This window comes from Citrobacter sp. FDAARGOS_156 (assembly GCF_001559235.2).
Lineage (GTDB): Bacteria > Pseudomonadota > Gammaproteobacteria > Enterobacterales > Enterobacteriaceae > Citrobacter > Citrobacter youngae.
In genome coordinates, this window is sequence record NZ_CP014030.2 from 3,113,377 (window position 1) to 3,134,446 (window position 21,070).

Below are 21,070 nucleotides of genomic sequence, written 5' to 3' on the forward strand. Positions count from 1 at the left end.
CTAACTCACCAGCTGTAGTTCCCGATTTTCCAGAGCCGGACGGCTAACCAGCGACAACAGGATCTCTTTCACCGCCTGAGCCTGTGGTGTCAAACTGCCTCTGGCTGACATGTTAAGCGAGAGGGGCAGATTCATGGAGGGCGTTGTAATCCGCGCCATCCAGCCATTCGCTGCATGGCATAATGCCCGGGCTGCCGATTCAGGTAAGACTGTCACCCCCATACCGCTGGCAATCGCGGCCGTTAGGGTGGAGATAGAATCAATTTCACCTATTACTTTCGCCGTTAAGCGGCGCAGTGAGAAGGCTTCGTCAACACGGAGACGAACCGCACTGTAATCCCGTGGCAGAAACAAATTCATCTGCGCGACTGCCGTTAAATCGACACCAGGTCCTGGACATTCGCGCGTCCCCACCAGGTAAAGATCCTCTTTGAGTAACGGTTGACTGGAAATACCCGCGATCGGCGAGCGCTCGTAGAGCACCGCCATATCTAATTGACCACTGAGCAGTTTATCGTTCAGCACCGCCCCGCTGTTTTCATGCAAATAGACCAGTACATCGGGCAGCTCGGCGCGAACGGTCTGTAATAGCGGCATGGTAATTGATGATGCCGCCGTGCCAGGCGCCAGGCCAATAGAGACGTGTCCACTCAGAGTCTGCCCTACATTATTGACCGCAAGCTGTGCCTGTTCACACTGACGTAATATCGTCCGGGCGTGCGTATACAGCACTTTCCCCGCCTCCGTCGGCGTCACCCCGCGCTTGGTGCGGATCAACAACTGTTGATCCAGCTCCCCCTCCAGCGTAGCAACCTGCTGGCTCAGCGCGGGTTGAGCGATATGCAATACTTCCGCTGCCTGGGTCAGGCTACCAATATCGACGATTTTTACGAAGTATTTCAGTCGTCTGAAGTTCATTTTGCCTCCTGTCGGAATACCAGAACCCATGCTGGCAATCATGAAACTCAGGATTGCAAGATGCTTGCCAGTTTCATCTGTAGACGATTATTTAATGTTAAGCTCCCGTTAAGTAAGGGATGGCGCAGGAAAGTGATCGCTTCTACTGATTCCGCGTTTTTCCGGGCTGCCCCACAAGAGGTAGACCCGCACCAGAATGGGGCAAATGTCTAAAAAGCATGAAAGATCGCCGCTTTGTTGAATTTGTCAGCAAACGAACACACAATTTCATTTACCCCTTTGACAACCCCCATCGCCCCCGCTAATATGCGCCTCGTTCACACGATTCCTCTGTAGTTCAGTCGGTAGAACGGCGGACTGTTAATCCGTATGTCACTGGTTCGAGTCCAGTCAGAGGAGCCATATTTAGAGAAGCCCGCTTAAGGAAACTTAAGCGGGCTTTTTGCTTATTAATTTCTTCAATCGTCTTATTTTTCATCTTGTCCTCTTGTAAGGGATAAAATCGTTTTATCTTCTCATCTGTCGCGGTAGTCTCATTACAGTCGTTTATACCTCGACTGCAATGTGCGTAACCTAACTCCAATACTAATAATTAAAAAACAGTACAGACAGGATAACTATGGATTCCACCCTCACCTCCACGGGTCCCCAGCAGGACACCTCATCGCTTAACCGTGCCCGACGTGCCGCACTCGGCAGCTTCGCGGGTGCCGTGGTCGACTGGTATGATTTTCTGCTTTATGGCATCACCGCCGCGCTGGTCTTTAATCGCGAGTTTTTCCCGCAGGTTAGTCCGGCGATGGGAACACTTGCCGCATTCGCCACCTTTGGCGTCGGATTTTTGTTCCGTCCGTTAGGCGGGATAATCTTCGGCCACTTCGGCGATCGTCTGGGCCGCAAACGTATGTTGATGCTTACCGTCTGGATGATGGGTATTGCCACTGCGCTGATCGGGATTATTCCCTCTTTTGACACCATTGGCTGGTGGGCTCCTGTGCTACTGGTGACGCTGCGCGCCGTTCAGGGATTCGCCGTTGGCGGTGAATGGGGTGGCGCGGCGTTGCTCTCGGTCGAAAGTGCGCCGAAAAATAAAAAAGCCTTCTACAGTAGCGGCGTTCAGGTCGGTTACGGCGTCGGGCTACTGCTCTCTACGGGGCTGGTCTCGCTGATTAGCTCGCAAACAACCGATGAGCAGTTCCTGAGCTGGGGCTGGCGCATTCCGTTCCTGTTCAGCATTGTGCTGGTTCTGGGCGCGTTGTGGATGCGCAACAGAATGGATGAATCGGCTGAATTCGAACAGCAAAAACAAGCCCCTCAACCGGTGAAAAAGCGGCTGCCGGTTATCGAGGCGCTCACCCGTCACCCAGGAGCATTTCTGAAAATTATCGCCCTGCGTCTGTGTGAGCTCCTGACGATGTACATTGTTACCGCATTTGCTCTCAACTACTCCACGCAGAACCTGGGGCTGCCGCGCGAATTGTTTCTGAATATCGGGTTACTGGTTGGTGGACTGAGTTGTTTGACCATCCCCTGCTTTGCCTGGCTTGCCGATCGCTTTGGCCGTCGGCGCGTCTATATTACCGGTGCGCTGGTCGGTACGCTGAGCGCCTTCCCATTCTTCATGGCGCTGGAAGCGCAGTCCATTTTCTGGATAGTGTTCTTCGCGATTATGCTGGCCAACATTGCGCACGATATGGTGGTCTGCGTACAGCAGCCTATGTTTACCGGCCTGTTTGGCGCAAGCTATCGCTACAGTGGCGCAGGCGTGGGTTATCAGGTTGCCAGCGTTGTCGGCGGTGGTTTTACGCCTTTTATTGCCGCTGCATTAGTGACTTTCTCCGGTGGCGACTGGCACAGCGTTGCCATTTACCTGATGGCCGGATGCCTTATTTCGGCCGTGACCGCAATGCTGATGAGAGATAAGCAACACGCGTAAACCTTTGTGCGAAGGCCATCGGGTCTTCGCATAATCTTCCTCAACGTCTGACTTTTGTTTCACATTCCTGTGACATACTATCGGGAGAGCAGTACATCTGTGGAACAAGGAGACAGACATGAACAATAAGGGCTCCAGCCTGACCCCGGCTCAGGCATTGGATAAACTGGACGCGCTGTACGAGCAGTCGGTTAAAGCACTGCGTAGCGCCATTGGTAAGTATATTGAAACAGGAACGCTCCCTGACGACATCGCCCGCCCAAACGGTCTTTTTGTTTACCCATCGCTTTGTGTCACCTGGGATGGCAGCGCCACCAATCCCCCCAAAACCCGCGCCTATGGCCGTTTTACCCATGCAGGCTGCTATACCACAACCATCACCCGCCCGTCGCTTTTTCGCCCTTATCTTGAAGAACAACTGACGCTGCTGTATCAGGATTATGATGCGCATATTTCCGTCGAGCCGTCGCAACATGAAATTCCCTATCCGTATGTCATTGACGGCTCTGAACTGACGCTCGACCGCTCGATGAGCGCCGGATTGACGCGCCATTTTCCGACCACCGAGCTGTCACAGATTGGCGATGAAACTGCGGATGGTACCTATCATCCGGCGGAGTTCTCCCCGTTGTCGCACTTCGACGCGCGACGAGTCGATTTCTCGCTGGCGCGACTGCGTCACTACACGGGAACGCCGGTTGAGCACTTTCAGCCCTTTGTACTGTTCACCAACTACACCCGCTACGTCGATGAGTTCGTGCGCTGGGGTTGCAGCCAGATCCTCGATCCGGACAGCCCGTACATCGCGCTGTCATGCGCAGGTGGGATCTGGATCACCGCGGAAACTGAAGCGCCGGAAGAGGCCATCTCCGATCTGGCGTGGAAAAAACACCAGATGCCCGCCTGGCATTTAATTACCGCCGACGGTCAGGGGATCACGCTGGTTAATATCGGCGTCGGCCCCTCTAACGCCAAAACCATTTGCGATCATCTGGCCGTACTGCGTCCTGACGTCTGGCTGATGATTGGTCACTGCGGCGGTCTGCGTGAAAGTCAGGCAATTGGCGACTATGTTCTGGCCCACGCTTATCTGCGTGACGACCATGTACTGGATGCCGTATTGCCGCCGGACATTCCGATTCCGAGCATTGCGGAAGTGCAACGCGCCCTGTATGACGCTACCAAAGAAGTCAGCGGCATGCCCGGCGAAGAGGTTAAGCAGCGTTTACGTACCGGAACCGTCGTCACCACCGACGACCGTAACTGGGAGCTACGCTATTCCGCTTCTGCGCTACGTTTTAACCTCAGCCGCGCGGTAGCTATCGATATGGAGAGCGCCACCATCGCCGCTCAGGGCTACCGCTTCCGCGTCCCTTACGGCACGCTGCTATGTGTTTCCGACAAACCACTGCATGGCGAGATCAAACTGCCTGGTCAGGCCAACCGTTTTTATGAAGGTGCCATTTCTGAACACCTGCAAATAGGTATCCGGGCTATCGACCGTCTGCGTGCTGAAGTCGACCGACTGCACTCCCGTAAATTACGTACGTTCAACGAACCGCCGTTCCGTTAAGGCCTGAAGGTAACTATGCACAACTCAACTCCTCTTTCCGCCCTGCGCAGTCTGCTGTTAGCGCAGGGACTGGATGGCATGATTGTTCCGCGCGCCGACGCTCACCAAAGTGAAGATTGTACGCCACATGACAATAAACTGGCCTGGCTCACCGGCTTTAGCGGTTCCGCTGGTCTTGCATTGGTACTTCGCGATCGCGCGCTGATGTTTGTCGATGGGCGCTATCAGGTCCAGGTGCGTAACGAAGTCTCTCTCGATGATTTTGAAATCCATCATTTGCACGAGGAACCTCTGGCCGACTACTTGCAGGCTTACGTCACCTCTGGTGCGCGTATCGGCTTTGAACCTCTGCTGATGGTCAACAGCCAATTTGAAGCACTGTCGGCCACTCACTGCAAACTGGTTCCGATGGAACGCGATCCCTTCGACCAGATCTGGCTCGACCGTCCAGCCGCCCCCTGTGGTGTAATTCGTGAAATGCCCGTTGAGATAAGCGGCGAAAGCAGCGCACATAAGCGCGAACGAATAGTGGAACAACTGGCCCAGCATCAGGCCGACGTGCTGGCGATCACGCTGCCGGATAACATCGCCTGGCTGCTGAATGTGCGCGGTTCGGATCTGGCTATGGTGCCAGTGCCGTTTTCGTTTGCCCTGCTCCATCGCAGCGGCGAACTGGAGTGGTTTGTTGATAATAATAAGACGCAGCAGCTGCCTGCATCGTTGCTGGAGACGATCACGCTGGCCCCGCAAGAAAACTTTCTTCCGCGCTGCCAGCAACTTGCCCAAGGAAAGCGTTTCCTGGTTGATAAAGACTATGCGCCAGTCGCGCTGCGGTTCGCCATTGAACAAAACGGAGGAGAGGTTCTCTGGACCCCCGACCCCATCACATTGATTAAAGCTCATAAAAATGATGTTGAACTGGCAGGGTATCGGGAATGCCATGAACAGGATGGCGCCGCATGGGTAAACTTTCTGGCCTGGCTGGCGCATGAGGTTCCGCTGCGCGAGGCAGCAGGTAATCCTGTCACTGAACTGGAAGCACAAGCCAAGCAGCTGGCGTTTCGCCAGCAGCAGCCAGGATTTATAGAGCAAAGTTTCAGTACTATTTCCGCCTCTGCCAGCAATGCGGCGATGTGTCATTACCATTCCAGCGAGAAAACAAACACCCCCATCACCACACAGGCAATGTACCTGAATGATTCCGGCGGCCAGTATCAAAATGGCACTACGGATACAACAAGAACGCTCGCCTTTGGTCCACAGGATCCGCAGCGTCGTCTGCATTACACCGCCGTGTTGAAAGGCTTTTTATCGCTTATCTCACTGCAGTTTCCCACCGGTACTCAGGGACATCAACTGGATGCCTTTAGTCGTCGGGCGTTGTGGGATTTAGGTCTGGATTTTGATCACGGTACCGGCCACGGTGTGGGTCATCAGTTACTCATCCATGAGCAACCCCATCGCATCGCCAAAAAAGTAAACCCCTGGCCTCTGGTTGCGGGCAATATCATTACCATCGAGCCGGGTTATTATCTGGCCGGACAATATGGGATCCGTATTGAGAATCAGGTGGAGATTATCAACAGTCGCCCTGGCTTCTGTCGTTTCTCAACGCTGACGCTGGTGCCGATTGATTTGAATCTGGTTGAACTGCATTTGCTCAGCGATGCAGAAAAACAGTGGATTGATGATTACCACCAGCAGGTCAGAGAGACGTTATCCCCCCGCGTGAACGCAGAGGCTCGTCCGTGGCTGTTCGCCGCCACCGCGCCGATTCGCGTTCAGGCCAATTAAGGCAATAAAAAAGGCAGCCCGCAGGCTGCCTTAGTTCTCCCCAACGTCTTACTGCTTAGCTGTTACGGATGTACTCATCCATTTCAGTTTTCAGGTTATCGGACTTGGTACCGAAAATAGCCTGAACACCAGAACCCGCGACAACAACGCCCGCCGCACCCAGTTTCTTCAGGCCAGCCTGATCCACTTTGGCAACATCAGCAACGCTGACGCGCAGACGCGTGATGCACGCATCGAGGTTAGTGATGTTTTCTTTACCGCCGAACGCGGCAACCAGGGCCGGCGCCATTTCGCCAGTCGCGCCCGCTTTGTTGTCTTCAGTCGCATCTTCACGACCCGGCGTTTTCAGGTCCAGCGCTTTGATCAATACACGGAAAATGGTGTAGTACACGATCGCATAACCGATACCGACAATCGGGAACAGCCACAGTTTGCTGCTGTTACCGGACAGAACGATAAAGTCGATCAGACCGTGGGAGAATGATGTACCGTCGCGCATACCCAGCAGAATACAAATCGGGAATGCCAGACCAGCCAGGATAGCGTGGATGATGTACAGGATCGGCGCCACGAACATGAAGGAGAACTCGATCGGCTCGGTAATACCGGTCAGGAACGAGGTCAACGCAGCGGAGATCATGATACCGCCCACTTTCGCGCGGTTTTCTGGTTTAGCAGAATGCCAGATAGCGATAGCAGCAGCCGGCAGACCGTACATTTTGAACAGGAAGCCACCGGACAGTTTGCCCGCAGTCGGGTCACCCGCCATATAGCGAGGGATGTCGCCGTGGAATACCTGGCCCGCAGCGTTGGTGTATTCACCGATCTGCATCTGGAATGGAACGTTCCAGATATGGTGCAGACCAAACGGCACCAGGCAGCGTTCAATGAAGCCATAGATACCGAACGCCACGACCGGGTTCTGGTATGCAGCCCACTGGGAGAACGTCTGAATAGCAGTACCGATCGGCGGCCAAATGAAGGACAGAACCACACCTGTGAAGATGGCAGCCAGACCAGAAATAATAGGAACGAAGCGCTTACCGGCAAAGAAGCCCAGATACTCAGGCAATTTGATACGGTAGAAGCGGTTGAACATATACGCTGCAATCGCACCGGAGATAATCCCCCCGAGAACACCCGTATCAGCAAGGTGTTTAGCGGCGATCTCTTCAGCAGGTAAATGCAGAACCAACGGCGCAACAACAGCCATGGTCTTGACCATGATGCCGTAAGCAACAACGGATGCCAGAGCGGATACGCCGTCGTTGTTGGTGAAGCCTAACGCAACACCGATAGCGAAAATCAGCGGCATGTTCGCAAAAACAGAACCGCCTGCTTCTGCCATTACGTGCGATACAACGGCTGGCAGCCAGCTGAAGTTAGCGGAACCGACGCCCAGCAGGATACCTGCGATAGGGAGTACGGATACCGGCAGCATCAGCGATTTACCGACCTTTTGCAGGTTAGCAAATGCATTCTTAAACATAATTAGGAGTGCTCCTGAGTATTTGTGCTTTTCTACGTTCTCACGCATTGGCGAGGGGGGAGAACCTCGCCGTGGACAGGGTATCTAAGTACCCTTTATTTATTACACAGAGTAAAATAATTCAGTTTGTTTTTGTTTGACGGCTATCACAATTCAGCTGTGGATGGCCGAAAAACTCGCACATTCCGATAAAATGAGTATCTGAATGTTTCAAACTGGTTATTCACCGCCCATTTAATGGCGGTGAACTTTACTCGCTTTGTTTATTAATTACGAGCTTTAAAAAAACTCAGTTAGCGTACTGATTGCAGGCGAGAGGCGTCGATGTGAAACAGGCGGGCAAAGTTATCTGTGGTGATTTGCGCCAGTTCTTCAACGGCAACACCTTTCAATACGGCCATGTACTCGGCGACATCACGAACCATGGCTGGCTGATTCTCTTTTCCGCGATGCGGCACGGGCGCAAGGTATGGGGAATCAGTCTCAACTAACAAACGATCCAGCGGAACATAACGCGCAGCATCACGAAGCTGTTCAGCATTACGGAACGTGACGATGCCAGAAAACGAGATATAAAATCCGAGATCCAGCAATTTACCCGCAGTTTCCCTGTCCTCTGTAAAACAGTGTAGTACGCCGCCACAATCCGTCACTTTTTCTTCGCGCAGAATTGATAGCGTATCAGCACGCGCATCGCGGGTATGAACAATAACCGGCTTGTGTAACTCACGGCCAATCTGGATGTGGTGGATGAATGATTCCTGTTGGCGAACTTTAGTTTCCGGGGTGTAAAAATAGTCCAACCCCGTTTCACCCATCGCAACTACGCCCTCTTCGGCGGCAAAACGACGCAAATCCTCGACATCATAGGTTTCATCCTGGTTTAGCGGATGAACACCACATGAGAAAACCACATTGTCACGCTCACCAACCAGTTCGCGCATACTGCGGTACCCCGATAGCGTGGTGGCAACGGCAAGGCAGAATTTCACATCGCGTGCGGCCGCTTTCGCCAGCACGTCATCCACGTCCTTATGCAGAGATTGATAATCCAGGCCATCAAGATGGCAGTGCGAGTCGACTAAAAACATAATGTCTCTCTCAAAGATGGGGAACAGGCAGTATGGTGCCTGGTTGCAGATAATGCTCAGTACGGAGAATAAGATCGGTTAATACCAGTTCACGGTTTACGCCTGTCACGTTCAGCAATTGCTGACGACAGTGACAAACGTCACCGAGTATCGCCTGTATCTGCGCGACGGATAACCGCTCAGCGATGGACGATATCAACGTCAGAGCATCAGGATTGGTTAAATGGGCAACACCATACGGACGTTTGAGGGCATCTGTAAACAACGTTGCCAGCCAGTGTAAACGGGTCGCAGCTTGCTCATGGTTGAGTGCTGCCAACAGGATATACCAGTCGTCGGACTGCAATGTGTTCGCCAGTGCCGCACAGAAGTCGGTCCGGTGCGCCCAGCTTTCGGCCTGTAACAGCGAGAGTGCCGCACCGGGCGAACCTGCACTAAGGCGTAACGCGCTCAACAACGCTTCTGACGACGCTGTTACTTCACGGGCAAGCCAGGAAATTGCATACGACTCAGGCGGCGGCGCAAGATGGTGTAACCGGCAGCGGCTACGTAATGTCGCCAGCAGGCGAGCTGGCTCTGTGCTGGCAAGAAAAAACCAGGTTTGCGCGGGCGGTTCTTCCAGCGTTTTCAGCAACGCATTGGCGGCGGCATCGGTTAACTGAGCGGCATCCGGGATCCACACCACTTTCGCACCGCCAAGGCGTGAATGCTCGTACAGCTTCTCGCTGACTTCACGTACCGCATCAATACCCAGCGTGCTTTTGCCTTTTTCCGGCAGCAACGAATAGTAGTCCGGGTGTGTACCTGCCTGCATCAATTGACAGCCACGGCACTGTCCGCAGCTTTTATGTCCTTCTGGCTGCTGGCACATTAAATAGCGGCTAAGAGCGTAAATCAGCGCGTCGTCACCCATGCCGGGTAACGCCTGAATCAGTAGCGCATGGTGACCACGACCCGCCTGGTAGCTGGCTACCAGTTTTTCAAAATCCGGTCGTAACCATGGATACCATTTCATGCGCCCTGCTCCTTCACCCACTCGGTGATGGTAGTGCGGATATCCTCCATCACGACATCAAGCGGCTGTGTTGCATCAATTGTACGAATGCTGGCGTCTTGGGCAGCCAGTTCAAGGTAGCGTGCGCGGGTGCGATTAAAGAAATCGAAAGACTCCTGTTCAATACGATCCAGTTCGCCACGTGCTCGAGCGCGTTTTAGTCCTACCTCAGGTGTCACATCCAGATACAGAGTCAGGTCAGGGCGAAAATCACCAAGCACGGCATCACGCAGTGTTGCCAGCATGTGTTGATCGATGCCACGACCGCCGCCCTGATACGCCTGGGTCGACAGATCGTGACGATCGCCAATAACCCATGCGCCTTTTGCCAGCGCCGGCTTAATCACCGTTTCAACCAGTTGTACGCGCGCGGCATAAAACATCAGGACTTCGGCTTTATCGGTAATCACCTCATCGCCGACCGATTTAATGTCCAACACCAGACTTCTTAATTTCTCCGCAAGCTGCGTTCCACCGGGCTCGCGGGTAAATACCATGTCGCGAATCCCGAGTTGCTCAAGAGTCTCTACCACCACATTACGCGCAGTAGTTTTTCCGGCGCCTTCCAGGCCCTCGATAACGATATAGTTACTGCCCATTTTTTTCCTTAAGCACTTTCAGATAATCCTGCACGGAGCGGTTGTGGCTGACAAGATTAGTGTTAAACGTGTGGCCGCCTTTACCGTCAGCCACGAAATAGAGATACGGCGTTTTGGCCGGATGCGCTGCGGCCTGCAACGAAGCCTCACCCGGCATGGCAATCGGGCCCGGCGGCAAACCTGTGATGGTATAAGTGTTATAGGCTGTCGGCATTTCCAGATCCGCACGCGATAATTTGCCATTATACCGTGCCCCCATACCGTAAATCACGGTCGGATCGGTCTGTAACCGCATACCGATACGTAAGCGGTTAATAAAGACCGAGGCCACCTGATCACGCTCACTGGCAACAGCGGTCTCTTTCTCAATAATTGAGGCCATCGTCACCAGTTGATTTTTGTCTTTATACGGCAAGCCGTCAGCACGACTTTCCCAGACGGTGTCCACCGCTTTAACCATTTTTTGATGCGCACGTTTTAGCAACGCCACGTCGGTGGTATTCGCGGTGTACATCCAGGTATCTGGCCAGAACCAGCCTTCCACCCATTGCGGGTTTTCCAGCTTCAGCGCCTGGGCAACGGTCTCGTAGTTATCATCACTCAGCGTATGCTTGATATACGGCGCATCGCGCAGTTGTTTGAGGTAATCGCTCAGGCGCATCCCTTCAACCAGGCGCAACGGGAACTGTGCCTCTTTACCGCTTTCCAGCAGTTGCAGCATGTCCCGCACCGTCATGTCGGGCGTAAAACGGTAGGTTCCGGCTTTAAAATGCGACAGGTCGGGTTCCACACGTAGCAGCCACTGGAACACGCGCGGGCGATTGATAACCTTGTCCGCATACAGCTGTTCGCCAAGGGCCAGACGGCCCGTACCCGCTTTCAGCGTAAAAATCGTCTCTTCTTTAATCAATAACTTACTGTCCGCCAGATGGCGAACTTTCCACATTCCCACTCCCGCGGCAATGCCCAGCACAACCAGCAATAACAGGACAACGAGTAACAGTTTTTTCATGACTAATTCGGGTGCTCACAAAGTGGGGCTAAAAAATCGAATAACAAACGTGATGACAGCAATGTGTCGCCACAGGCACGCACGGGAATAACAGGCATTAACGCATTACAGACGACGATTTCATCGGCCTGCATAACCTCTTCCAACCCGGCATACTTTTCGACAATACTGAACGGCGATTGTGCCAGCATCCGGATACAGAATTGTCGCATAATGCCGTTCACGCCGGCCTGATCCAGCCGGGGAGTGTAAACCACATCACCCTTACGCCAGAACAAATTAGCCGCACAGCATTCCGTAACCCATCCCTCACTGTCAAGAACCAGTGCTTCATCTGCGTCCGTCTGCTCAAGATGAGAGCGAATCAACACCTGCTCGAGTCGATTCAAATGTTTAAGCCCGGCAAGCATCGGATTGCGCCCCAGACGAACAGGACTTAACGCCAGCACGATGCCTTGCTTTCGCCAGCTATCATAATGCGCAGGGTAAACAGAGACAGAGAGGATACGGGTCGGCTCATGGCAGCTTGCCCCACTGTAACCGCGACCGCCACTGCCACGACTGATAATCACTTTCAGTACGCCACGCGCATGCCCTGCAGCCAGTTTTCCCATTTCAGCTTGCAGTTCTGACCACTTATCGAAGGGGATAAACAATGTTTGGCATGCGTCCTGTAAACGCTGGAGATGCGCTGCAAAAAAGCAAATTTCGCCGTCGGTAATACGCGCAGTGGTAAAGCAGCCATCGCCAAACTGCGTCGCCCGATCGCTTGCAGCCAGCATATCCTGCTCACGGCCATTAATTAAGAACATAGTGGCTCCTTATTCGTGGTCCGCTAGTTTGGCAGGATGAGTCAACCAGGACAAGGACTGAAAGCTGAATAAAAAAAGGCCCGACAAGCGGGCCTTTTCTCTTAGAGCCAGGTAAGTTACCTGCTGGTGCTTAGATCTTTTTGAAGATCACAGAACCGTTGGTGCCACCGAAGCCAAAGGAGTTACACAGTGCGTATTCCATACCGCTAACCTGACGCGCCTCGTGCGGAACGAAATCCAGGTCACAACCTTCATCTGGGTTATCCAGGTTGATGGTTGGTGGAACAGCCTGATCGCGCAGCGCCAGAATAGAGAAAATAGACTCTACCGCGCCCGCAGCACCCAACAGGTGTCCGGTCATGGATTTGGTTGAACTAACCATCACGCTACGTGCAGCATCACCAAACACCGATTTCACGGCCTGGGTTTCTGCTTTATCACCTGCTGGTGTGGACGTACCATGCGCATTGACATAGCCAATACGACCAGGTTCAATCGCCGCATCACGCAGCGCATTGACCATCGCCAGTGCAGCACCTGCACCATTTTCCGGAGGTGATGTCATATGGTAAGCATCGCTGCTCATACCAAAGCCAACCACTTCAGCATAGATTTTTGCGCCACGTGCTTTCGCATGCTCGTACTCTTCCAGCACCACCATACCTGCGCCGTCGCCCAGCACAAAACCGTCACGCTCTTTATCCCACGGACGGCTTGCCGCTTGCGGGTTATCGTTACGCGTAGACAGCGCACGTGCTGCGCCAAAACCACCCACACCCAGCGGTGTACTGGCTTTTTCTGCACCACCCGCAACCATCGCGTCCGCATCGCCGTATGCAATGATACGCGCGGCATGACCGATGTTGTGCACGCCTGAAGTACAGGCCGTGGCGATGGAGATGCTTGGCCCTTGCAGGCCGTACATGATGGTCAGATGACCCGCCACCATGTTAACAATCGTCGACGGAACGAAGAACGGGCTGATCTTACGCGGTCCACCATTTACCAGAGAGGTATGGTTTTCTTCGATAAGACCGAGACCGCCAATACCGGAGCCGATAGCGGCGCCAACACGGTGAGCGTTCTCTTCCGTAATTTCGAGGCCAGAATCCTGCATGGCCTGAACGCCAGCGACAATTCCATATTGAATGAAGGCATCCATCTTGCGCTGTTCTTTGCGCGAGATAATGTCGTCACAGTTAAAATCCTTTACTAAGCCAGCAAATTTCGTTGCATAGGCGCTAGTATCGAAATGGTCAATCAGGCTGATGCCACTCTGACCGGCAAGGAGAGCTTTCCAGGTAGACTCTACGGTATTGCCGACAGGAGACAACATGCCCAGTCCGGTCACAACTACACGACGCTTAGACACGGTTGTCCTCCAGGGAGGGAAAAATAATTCAAGTGGGAAAAAAAGATAAAACTCAGGCGGTCGAATGACCGCCTGGAGATGTTCACTTACGCCTGGTGGCCGTTGATGTAATCAATGGCAGCCTGAACGGTAGTGATTTTCTCAGCTTCTTCGTCCGGAATCTCAGTATCAAACTCTTCTTCCAGAGCCATTACCAGCTCAACGGTGTCAAGAGAATCCGCGCCCAGGTCTTCAACGAAGGAAGCATTGTTAGTAACTTCTTCCTGCTTAACGCCAAGCTGTTCGCCGATAATTTTCTTAACGCGTTCTTCGATAGTGCTCATACTCTTAAATTTCCTATCAAAACTCGCTTTCGCGATGGTTTTCGTAGTGTATAAAATGTTGAAAAATTTGCAACTAAATCCCGGCAGGTCTTACCACGATTTTGCGCTATTTTGAGGCCATTCACCCTAATAACGCAAATATTTTTCAATCGTGGTTAAACCATGTACATCCCGCCGTTGACGTGCAAAGTCTCACCTGTGATGTAACTTGCTTCGTCGGAAGCTAAAAATGCAACCGCGCTGGCGATTTCCTGAGCGCCACCAAGGCGACCCGCAGGAACCTGCGCCAGAATACCCGCACGCTGATCATCTGACAGCGCACGCGTCATGTCCGTTTCAATAAAGCCCGGAGCAACAACGTTTACAGTAATACCACGGGACGCGACTTCACGCGCCAGTGATTTACTGAAGCCGATCAGACCCGCTTTCGCCGCAGCGTAGTTAGCCTGACCCGCATTTCCCATGGTACCAACCACAGAACCGATAGTGATAATACGACCATGACGCTTTTTCATCATAGCTCGCATTACCGCTTTTGACAGACGGAAAACAGATGACAGGTTGGTTTCGATGATATCGTTCCACTCGTCATCTTTCATGCGCATTAACAGGTTATCACGAGTAATCCCGGCATTATTGACCAGGATATCGACTTCACCAAATTCTGCACGAATATTTTCCAGAACCGATTCGATAGATGCAGGGTCGGTCACATTCAACATCAGACCTTTGCCATTTGCACCTAAGTAATCGCTAATGGCCTGCGCGCCGCTTTCGCTTGTGGCAGTACCGATAACTTTCGCGCCACGGGCAACGAGTGTCTCAGCAATTGCGCGGCCAATGCCACGGCTTGCACCGGTAACCAGCGCGATTTTTCCTTCAAAACTCATGGTTTTCCTCTTTTATTGCTCTAGCGCCGCAGACATCGCCGCCGGCTCATTCAGTGCCGAAGCAGTCAGGGTGTCAACAATACGTTTCGTCAAACCGGTGAGGACTTTACCCGGACCGACTTCATACAGGTGCTCTACGCCCTGAGATGCCATAAATTCAACGGTCTTAGTCCACTGAACCGGGCTGTAAAGCTGACGAACCAGCGCATCGCGGATAGCATCGGCAGTGGTTTCGCACTTCACGTCAACGTTGTTCACAACGGAAACAGTCGGCGTGTTAAAGGTAATTTTTTGCAGTTCAACAGCCAGTTTCTCGGCTGCAGGCTTCATGAGCGCACAGTGAGATGGAACGCTAACCGGTAACGGTAACGCACGCTTAGCGCCAGCAGCTTTACAAGCTGCACCTGCACGCTCTACAGCTTCTTTGTGCCCGGCAATAACCACCTGACCCGGTGAGTTAAAGTTTACCGGTGAAACCACCTGACCTTCAGCAGACTCTTCGCACGCTTTCGCGATAGCGGCATCATCCAGACCGATGATAGCAGACATGCCACCTGTGCCTTCCGGTACGGCTTCCTGCATAAATTTGCCACGCAGTTCAACCAAACGTACGGCATCGGCAAAGCCGATAACACCCGCACATACCAGCGCAGAGTATTCACCCAGGCTGTGACCTGCCATCAGCGCAGGCGTTTTACCACCCTGCTGCTGCCATACGCGATACAGCGCGACAGATGCGGTCAACAGCGCTGGCTGCGTCTGCCAGGTTTTGTTCAGTTCTTCTGCCGGACCTTGCTGAGTCAACGCCCAAAGATCATAGCCCAGCGCCGCTGAAGCTTCAGCAAAAGTTTCTTCAACAATTGGGTAGCTTGCTGCCATATCAGACAACATTCCAACGGTTTGGGAACCCTGACCGGGGAACACAAATGCAAATTGCGTCATGTTAAAATCCTTATACTAGAAACGAACCAGCGCGGAGCCCCAGGTGAATCCACCTCCGAAGGCTTCAAGCAATACCAACTGCCCTGCTTTAATTCGCCCGTCGCGGACGGCTTCGTCCAACGCGCACGGTACGGAAGCAGCGGACGTATTGCCATGTCTGTCCAGCGTGACGACGACATTATCCATCGACATCCCCAGCTTTTTCGCTGTTGCGCTGATAATGCGAAGGTTTGCCTGATGCGGCACCAGCCAGTCCAGCGCAGAACGGTCGAGGTTATTTGCTTCCAGCGTTTCATCAACGATGTGCGCAAGCTCGGTCACCGCGACTTTAAAAACTTCGTTACCCGCCATCGTCAGGTGAATCGGGTTTTCCGGGTTCACGCGATCGGCATTAGGCAGCGTCAGCAGTTCACCATAGCTACCGTCAGCGTGCAGATGGGTGGAGATAATACCTGGCTCTTCTGATGCGCTCAGTACAACTGCACCCGCGCCATCACCAAAAATAATGATCGTCCCACGGTCGGTTGGATCACAGGTGCGCGCCAGCACATCCGATCCGACAACCAGCGCATGTTTGACCGCGCCAGATTTTACATACTGATCGGCAACACTAAGTGCATAGGTAAAACCAGCACAGGCCGCTGCAACATCAAACGCCGGACAGCCTTTAATCCCCAGCATACTTTGGATCTGGCACGCCGCGCTTGGAAATGCGTGGGTTGATGACGTGGTAGCAACCACAATCAGACCAATTTGTTCTTTGTCGATGCCGGCCATTTCAAGTGCACGGTTAGCGGCGGCAAAGCCCATCGTCGCAACGGTTTCATTTGGCCCAGCAATATGGCGTTCGCGGATACCTGTACGAGAGACGATCCACTCATCAGATGTCTCGACCATTTTTTCCAAATCGGCGTTAGTACGCACTTGTTCAGGCAGATAGCTGCCAGTACCAATAATCTTCGTATACATGTACGCTCAGTCACTTTTTGGTTATATACCGCCACGAGCAAATCGCTGGTACGTTGACAGCACCCTCAGCCGGCACTGTTACCTGTGCACTCGTGAGTTGATACTTTCGCCACCGTCCAGCAGTTCGAATCCAGCTGGGTATACAGATTCCAGGCGAGCGGCAATTCGCTGAGGAACTTGTCGCTGCACCGCCTGCACTGCCTGTTCAATCGCGACTTCAAATGCTCGCTGATTGGCAGCACCATGACTTTTAATCACCGTGCCGCGCAATCCTAACAGACAGGCGCCATTATACTGGTCGGGGTTGAGGTGACTAAATCGCCTTGTCAGGCTTTTTTGTAACCAACGTTTTAATAACAGCAGCCACCACGACCGTTTTTTGCCCTCACCCTGAGATTTCAGCAGTGAAAGGAACATTCTGACAACACCTTCCATCGTCTTTAATGTGACATTACCTGTAAAGCCGTCACAGACCAACACATCCGTTTTGCCAGTCAGCAACTCATTGGCTTCAAGATAGCCGATATAATTGATAGAAGGGATTGTTTTTAGCACAGCAGAAGCGTCCCGAATACTGTCGAGACCCTTAGTTTCTTCTTCGCCTATATTGAGTAACGCAACGCGAGGCCTGGCAATCCCAACCACCTCTTCTGCCAACACGGAACCCATAACGGCAAATTGCACCAACATCGTACTGTCGCAATCCACGTTGGCGCCTAAATCCAGCACCACCGTTTTGCCCTTTTGCTGATGCGGTAAAACCGTGACCAGCGCAGGACGCTCAATACCCTCAAGGGGTTTGAGCAAGAGTTTCGCAAGACCCATTAGTGCGCCCGTATTACCAGCGCTGACACAGGCTTGCGCTCGACCTTCTTTCACGAGCTCCAGGGCAACACGCATTGAGCTTCCACGACTGGCGCGGATTGCTTGCGAGGGCCGGGCATCACTGGCAATAACTGACTGAGCAGGGATAATCTGCAGACGTGAACGTTGTTCGAAGTCAGCTTTGGCAAGTAATGGCGTGATTGTATCGGGATCCCCGACTAAAAGAAGAGTGAGTTGCGAATTAGAATTCAGTGCCTGCAATGCTGCAGGCACTGTCACGGTAGGGCCAAAATCTCCCCCCATGACATCTAACGCCAGGGTTAGACGTGTCAAGGTATCGTCGCTGCCCGGTTAGGTGTTTCCCCAGTTACCCGGGGAAAGCCTCACTAAGCTTCATCACGCGTGTACTCTTTGTTTTTCTCACCAAAGTGGGAAATCCATTGAGTCATGCGTGATTACTTAGCGATTACCTTACGGCCACGGTAGAAACCGTCGGCAGTGATGTGGTGACGCAGGTGTTGTTCACCAGAAGTTTTGTCTACAGACAGGCTGGTGACTGCGGTCAGAGCGTCATGAGAACGACGCATGCCACGTTTGGAACGGGTTGGTTTATTCTGTTGTACGGCCATGGACCTTACTCCTCAATTACTTACGCTTTAAGCTGGCTAATACGGCAAATGGGTTTGGTTTTTGCGCTTCATCAGGCAATTCGCCAAAGACCATGTCCGCCTCGGACACTTCACAGTGTTCAGAATCATGCACCGGAACTACCGGCAAGGAGAGGATAATCTCATCTTCAACCATTGCAAGCAGATCGATTTCACCGAATTCGTTAACCTCAATCGGCTCATACGCTTCCGGGAGTGCTTCAGCCTGCTCGTCAGAACGGACAGGACTAAAACAATATGTTGTGTGAACATGAAGTGGGAACGGTTTCCCGCAACGCTGACACTCGAGCGTAACCGATACCTTCGCATCACCGGTTATAACGGCGAGACGCTGGTTATCGATAGCGAACGACATGGAGCATTCCACATCACTGTCCACACTGACTACAGAATCGGCGACGCGCTCTACCAGATCAGAAGTATAGATACCTTCATAATCGAGGCGTTTTTGAGCCGTACGAACCGGATCAAGAGTCAGGGGTAATTTTACCTTTTGCATAGGGCGCGCATATTAACTTTGTAACGTCATATAGTCAAAGAAAAAGGCAGCCTGTGGTTGCCTTTTGCCAATAATTCGCACACATTGCGGGTCATCGACTTAAAATCGATCACGACAAGCCATCGCAGCCAGCTTGAAGGACGCAGTCCATAGTTTAAAATGGCTCTCATCATTACGCTATATGCGGGGGAAAAAATATGCCTCAACTTATTCTTGCGTCTACCTCTCCCTGGCGTCGCGCTTTGCTCGAAAAATTGGCCATCCCGTTTGAATGCGCAGCCCCAGAGGTTGATGAAACCCCCTTACCCGGCGAAACACCCCGACATTTAGTGTTACGCCTGGCACAGGAAAAAGCGCAATCCCTTGCCCATCGGTTTCCATCACATTTGATAATTGGGTCTGATCAAATTTGTGTTCTTGATGGTGAAATAACCGGCAAGCCGTTAACGGAAGAAAACGCCAGACAACAATTAACCAAAGCCAGTGGAAATATTGTCACGTTTTATACCGGACTGGCGCTTTATAATTCAGCTAACGGTCATCTACAAACCGAAGTTGAACCGTTCGATGTCCATTTTCGCCATTTAAGTGAAATGGAAATTGAAGATTACGTGCGTAAAGAACGCCCGTTACATTGCGCAGGTAGTTTTAAAAGTGAAGGATTAGGTATCGCACTCTTTGAGCGTCTGGAGGGCCGCGATCCTAACACACTGATTGGCTTGCCGCTGATCGCGTTGTGTCAGATGCTGCGCAGGGAAGACATGAACCCGCTGAACGCCTGATTAAAGAACTCCTGTACAGGCGTAATCAAGTAGGCCTGATAAGCGCAGCGCCATCAGGCGCGACGTAAACGTCTTATCCGGCCTACGGGTTTAACGCGATAAAATCGCAACGCGCATCAGGCTTTGCTGCGTAATACCTCAAGGCAGCGTTTCAGTTGATTATCCATCGGCGCTTCAACACGCATAACCTCACCCGTACCGGGATGAGTAAACTTCAACGCAGCAGCGTGCAGAAACAGACGGTTCAACCCCGTACCCGCCAGTTGCTTATCGAACTCACGGTCGCCATAGCGGTCATCAAAAGCAATCGGATGTCCGGCATATTGCGTATGCACACGAATCTGGTGCGTGCGTCCGGTCACGGGGCTGCAGCGCACAAGCGTGGCAAACGCATAGCGCTCCTCCACTTTAAAACGGGTTTCCGACGGTTTCCCTTCCTGATTTACCCGCACGATACGCTCGCCGCTTTGCAGAATGTTCTTTAACAAAGGTGCCTGCACAGCTTTGACATGCGATTGCCACTGACCCCTTACCAGCGCCAGATAGTCTTTTTGCATCCCTTTTTCACGCAATTGTTCATGCAGTGAACGCAGCGCCGAGCGCTTTTTGGCGACCAGCAAAACACCGGAGGTATCACGGTCCAGGCGATGCACCAGTTCAAGGAAACGCGCTTCCGGACGTAAGGCACGTAAACCTTCGATCACACCAAAGCTTAATCCGCTGCCGCCATGGACGGCGGTGCCAGAAGGTTTGTTAAGCACCAAAATATGGTCATCTTCATACAAAATGACATCCGTCAGCGCAGCGACCTTCTGCAAATTCGGAGAAATCGCTTCTTCTTCACGCTCAGCGACACGCACTGGCGGAATACGCACAATATCCCCGTCTTCGAGTTTGTACTCAGGTTTGATGCGTTTTTTATTCACCCGCACTTCGCCTTTACGCAAAATGCGATAAATCATACTTTTCGGCACGCCTTTGAGCTGGGTGCGCAAAAAGTTGTCGATGCGTTGCCCTGCTTCATCGGCAGTAATGGCAACTATTTTTACGGCTGGAGTCTCTGTTTTCATGGGGGCCGATTTTAAATAGCCATCAAGATTCGCGCCACACATTTTTCTATGCTTATATTAACTGCTATACCTGATTACTTAAGTTTGACAGAACCGATTTGGTGGTTATTAAAGCAATCACCAGGCGGAAGTGTAAAAACTGTGAGTAACCGGGTGATAAATGGCAAAAGTCATCTTGCTATAACAAGGTTAGCAGTGGAATAATGAGCTCGTTTCCGTGTTGAATCTTGTTAAAACAAGAACTTTTCCGGAATGACCCAATTTTGCCCGACCGATCATCAACGCAGCAATGGCGTAAGACGTATTGATCTTTCAGGCAGTTAGCGGGCTGCGGGTTGCAGTCCTTACCGGTAAGTGCTCTATGGATTTCGCGTTGTAGGAAGGCGGCAAGTCTGGGAACCCCCAGAAGCTTACTCCTGTAAGTGTCTGGGGTGAGAAGATGAAGCCAACGC

General features: G+C 52.4%; 20 protein-coding genes and 1 tRNA gene. 5 read left to right on the top strand and 16 right to left on the bottom strand.

Going from position 1 to position 21,070, the window contains the following annotated elements; genetic code table 11:
• The gene (nac, locus tag AL515_RS15335; protein WP_061068115.1) at window positions 1-918 is read right to left on the bottom strand and encodes a nitrogen assimilation transcriptional regulator NAC; all 918 of its coding nucleotides are present in this window, start codon (window positions 916-918) and stop codon (window positions 1-3) included.
• Window positions 919-1,244: 326 nt separating this feature from the next.
• On the opposite strand from nac, the gene AL515_RS15340 reads away from it, so the two are divergent.
• From AL515_RS15340 to AL515_RS15355, 4 genes are all read left to right on the top strand, one after another.
• Window positions 1,245-1,320 (top strand) — tRNA-Asn (locus AL515_RS15340).
• 217 nt (window positions 1,321-1,537) lie between these two features.
• The gene (shiA, locus tag AL515_RS15345; RefSeq protein WP_061068116.1) at window positions 1,538-2,854 is read left to right on the top strand and encodes a shikimate transporter; all 1,317 of its coding nucleotides are present in this window, start codon (window positions 1,538-1,540) and stop codon (window positions 2,852-2,854) included.
• A 118-nt stretch (window positions 2,855-2,972) separates the two neighbouring features.
• On the top strand, window positions 2,973-4,427 hold the full coding sequence (locus AL515_RS15350; RefSeq protein WP_061068117.1) for an AMP nucleosidase: 1,455 nt from the start codon (window positions 2,973-2,975) through the stop codon (window positions 4,425-4,427).
• A 15-nt stretch (window positions 4,428-4,442) separates the two neighbouring features.
• Window positions 4,443-6,221 carry an aminopeptidase P family protein gene (locus tag AL515_RS15355; protein ID WP_061068118.1) on the top strand — a complete coding sequence of 593 codons (1,779 nt, stop codon included), beginning with the start codon at window positions 4,443-4,445 and terminating at the stop codon, window positions 6,219-6,221.
• A 55-nt stretch (window positions 6,222-6,276) separates the two neighbouring features.
• Here AL515_RS15355 and ptsG read toward each other — a convergent pair whose 3' ends face one another.
• The 14 genes from ptsG to yceD all read right to left on the bottom strand — a co-directional run bounded on the left by ptsG (window position 6,277) and on the right by yceD (window position 18,766).
• Window positions 6,277-7,710 (bottom strand): PTS glucose transporter subunit IIBC, encoded by a 1,434-nt coding sequence (gene ptsG, locus AL515_RS15360; protein ID WP_005128998.1) that lies wholly within the window; start codon window positions 7,708-7,710, stop codon window positions 6,277-6,279.
• A gap of 293 nt (window positions 7,711-8,003) precedes the next feature.
• The gene (locus AL515_RS15365) at window positions 8,004-8,801 is read right to left on the bottom strand and encodes a metal-dependent hydrolase (protein WP_048211242.1); all 798 of its coding nucleotides are present in this window, start codon (window positions 8,799-8,801) and stop codon (window positions 8,004-8,006) included.
• Between the two features lie 10 nt (window positions 8,802-8,811).
• Entirely contained in the window at window positions 8,812-9,816 is a 1,005-nt protein-coding gene (gene holB, locus AL515_RS15370; RefSeq protein ID WP_048211241.1) for a DNA polymerase III subunit delta', read from the bottom strand.
• Window positions 9,813-10,454, bottom strand: coding sequence for a dTMP kinase (tmk, locus tag AL515_RS15375; protein ID WP_048211240.1), 642 nt, complete (start codon window positions 10,452-10,454; stop codon window positions 9,813-9,815). Before tmk ends, holB begins: the two co-directional genes overlap by 4 nt.
• On the bottom strand, window positions 10,444-11,466 hold the full coding sequence (gene yceG, locus AL515_RS15380) for a cell division protein YceG (RefSeq protein ID WP_061068119.1): 1,023 nt from the start codon (window positions 11,464-11,466) through the stop codon (window positions 10,444-10,446). The genes tmk and yceG overlap by 11 nt, the downstream gene beginning before the upstream one ends.
• Before the next feature lie 2 nt (window positions 11,467-11,468).
• Window positions 11,469-12,278 (bottom strand): aminodeoxychorismate lyase, encoded by an 810-nt coding sequence (gene pabC / locus AL515_RS15385; protein WP_061068120.1) that lies wholly within the window; start codon window positions 12,276-12,278, stop codon window positions 11,469-11,471.
• 130 nt (window positions 12,279-12,408) lie between these two features.
• Entirely contained in the window at window positions 12,409-13,650 is a 1,242-nt protein-coding gene (fabF, locus tag AL515_RS15390) for a beta-ketoacyl-ACP synthase II (protein ID WP_005129014.1), read from the bottom strand.
• A gap of 86 nt (window positions 13,651-13,736) precedes the next feature.
• Window positions 13,737-13,973, bottom strand: coding sequence for an acyl carrier protein (acpP, locus tag AL515_RS15395; protein ID WP_000103754.1), 237 nt, complete (start codon window positions 13,971-13,973; stop codon window positions 13,737-13,739).
• Between the two features lie 155 nt (window positions 13,974-14,128).
• Window positions 14,129-14,863 (bottom strand): 3-oxoacyl-ACP reductase FabG, encoded by a 735-nt coding sequence (gene fabG, locus AL515_RS15400; protein WP_003036255.1) that lies wholly within the window; start codon window positions 14,861-14,863, stop codon window positions 14,129-14,131.
• 12 nt (window positions 14,864-14,875) lie between these two features.
• Window positions 14,876-15,805: an ACP S-malonyltransferase gene (fabD, locus tag AL515_RS15405; RefSeq protein WP_061068121.1), complete on the bottom strand. Its 930-nt coding sequence runs from the start codon at window positions 15,803-15,805 to the stop codon at window positions 14,876-14,878.
• 15 nt (window positions 15,806-15,820) lie between these two features.
• A complete protein-coding gene (gene fabH, locus AL515_RS15410) occupies window positions 15,821-16,774 on the bottom strand; it encodes a beta-ketoacyl-ACP synthase III (RefSeq protein WP_005129019.1) in 954 nt (317 codons plus the stop codon).
• A 78-nt stretch (window positions 16,775-16,852) separates the two neighbouring features.
• Window positions 16,853-17,932, bottom strand: coding sequence for a phosphate acyltransferase PlsX (plsX, locus tag AL515_RS15415; protein WP_071887359.1), 1,080 nt, complete (start codon window positions 17,930-17,932; stop codon window positions 16,853-16,855).
• A gap of 122 nt (window positions 17,933-18,054) precedes the next feature.
• Complete coding sequence (gene rpmF, locus AL515_RS15420; protein ID WP_003036242.1) at window positions 18,055-18,228, bottom strand: 50S ribosomal protein L32; 174 nt, start codon at window positions 18,226-18,228, stop codon at window positions 18,055-18,057.
• A 16-nt stretch (window positions 18,229-18,244) separates the two neighbouring features.
• Window positions 18,245-18,766, bottom strand: a complete 522-nt coding sequence (gene yceD, locus AL515_RS15425; RefSeq protein WP_003036239.1) for a 23S rRNA accumulation protein YceD — start codon at window positions 18,764-18,766, stop codon at window positions 18,245-18,247.
• 197 nt (window positions 18,767-18,963) lie between these two features.
• Here yceD and AL515_RS15430 point away from each other — a divergent pair, with 197 nt between their 5' ends.
• Window positions 18,964-19,548: a Maf family protein gene (locus tag AL515_RS15430; RefSeq protein WP_048211235.1), complete on the top strand. Its 585-nt coding sequence runs from the start codon at window positions 18,964-18,966 to the stop codon at window positions 19,546-19,548.
• Window positions 19,549-19,664: 116 nt separating this feature from the next.
• On the opposite strand, the gene rluC is transcribed toward AL515_RS15430, so the two are convergent.
• Window positions 19,665-20,618 (bottom strand): 23S rRNA pseudouridine(955/2504/2580) synthase RluC, encoded by a 954-nt coding sequence (rluC, locus tag AL515_RS15435; RefSeq protein WP_170973089.1) that lies wholly within the window; start codon window positions 20,616-20,618, stop codon window positions 19,665-19,667.
• Between the last annotated feature and the right edge of the window lie 452 nt (window positions 20,619-21,070).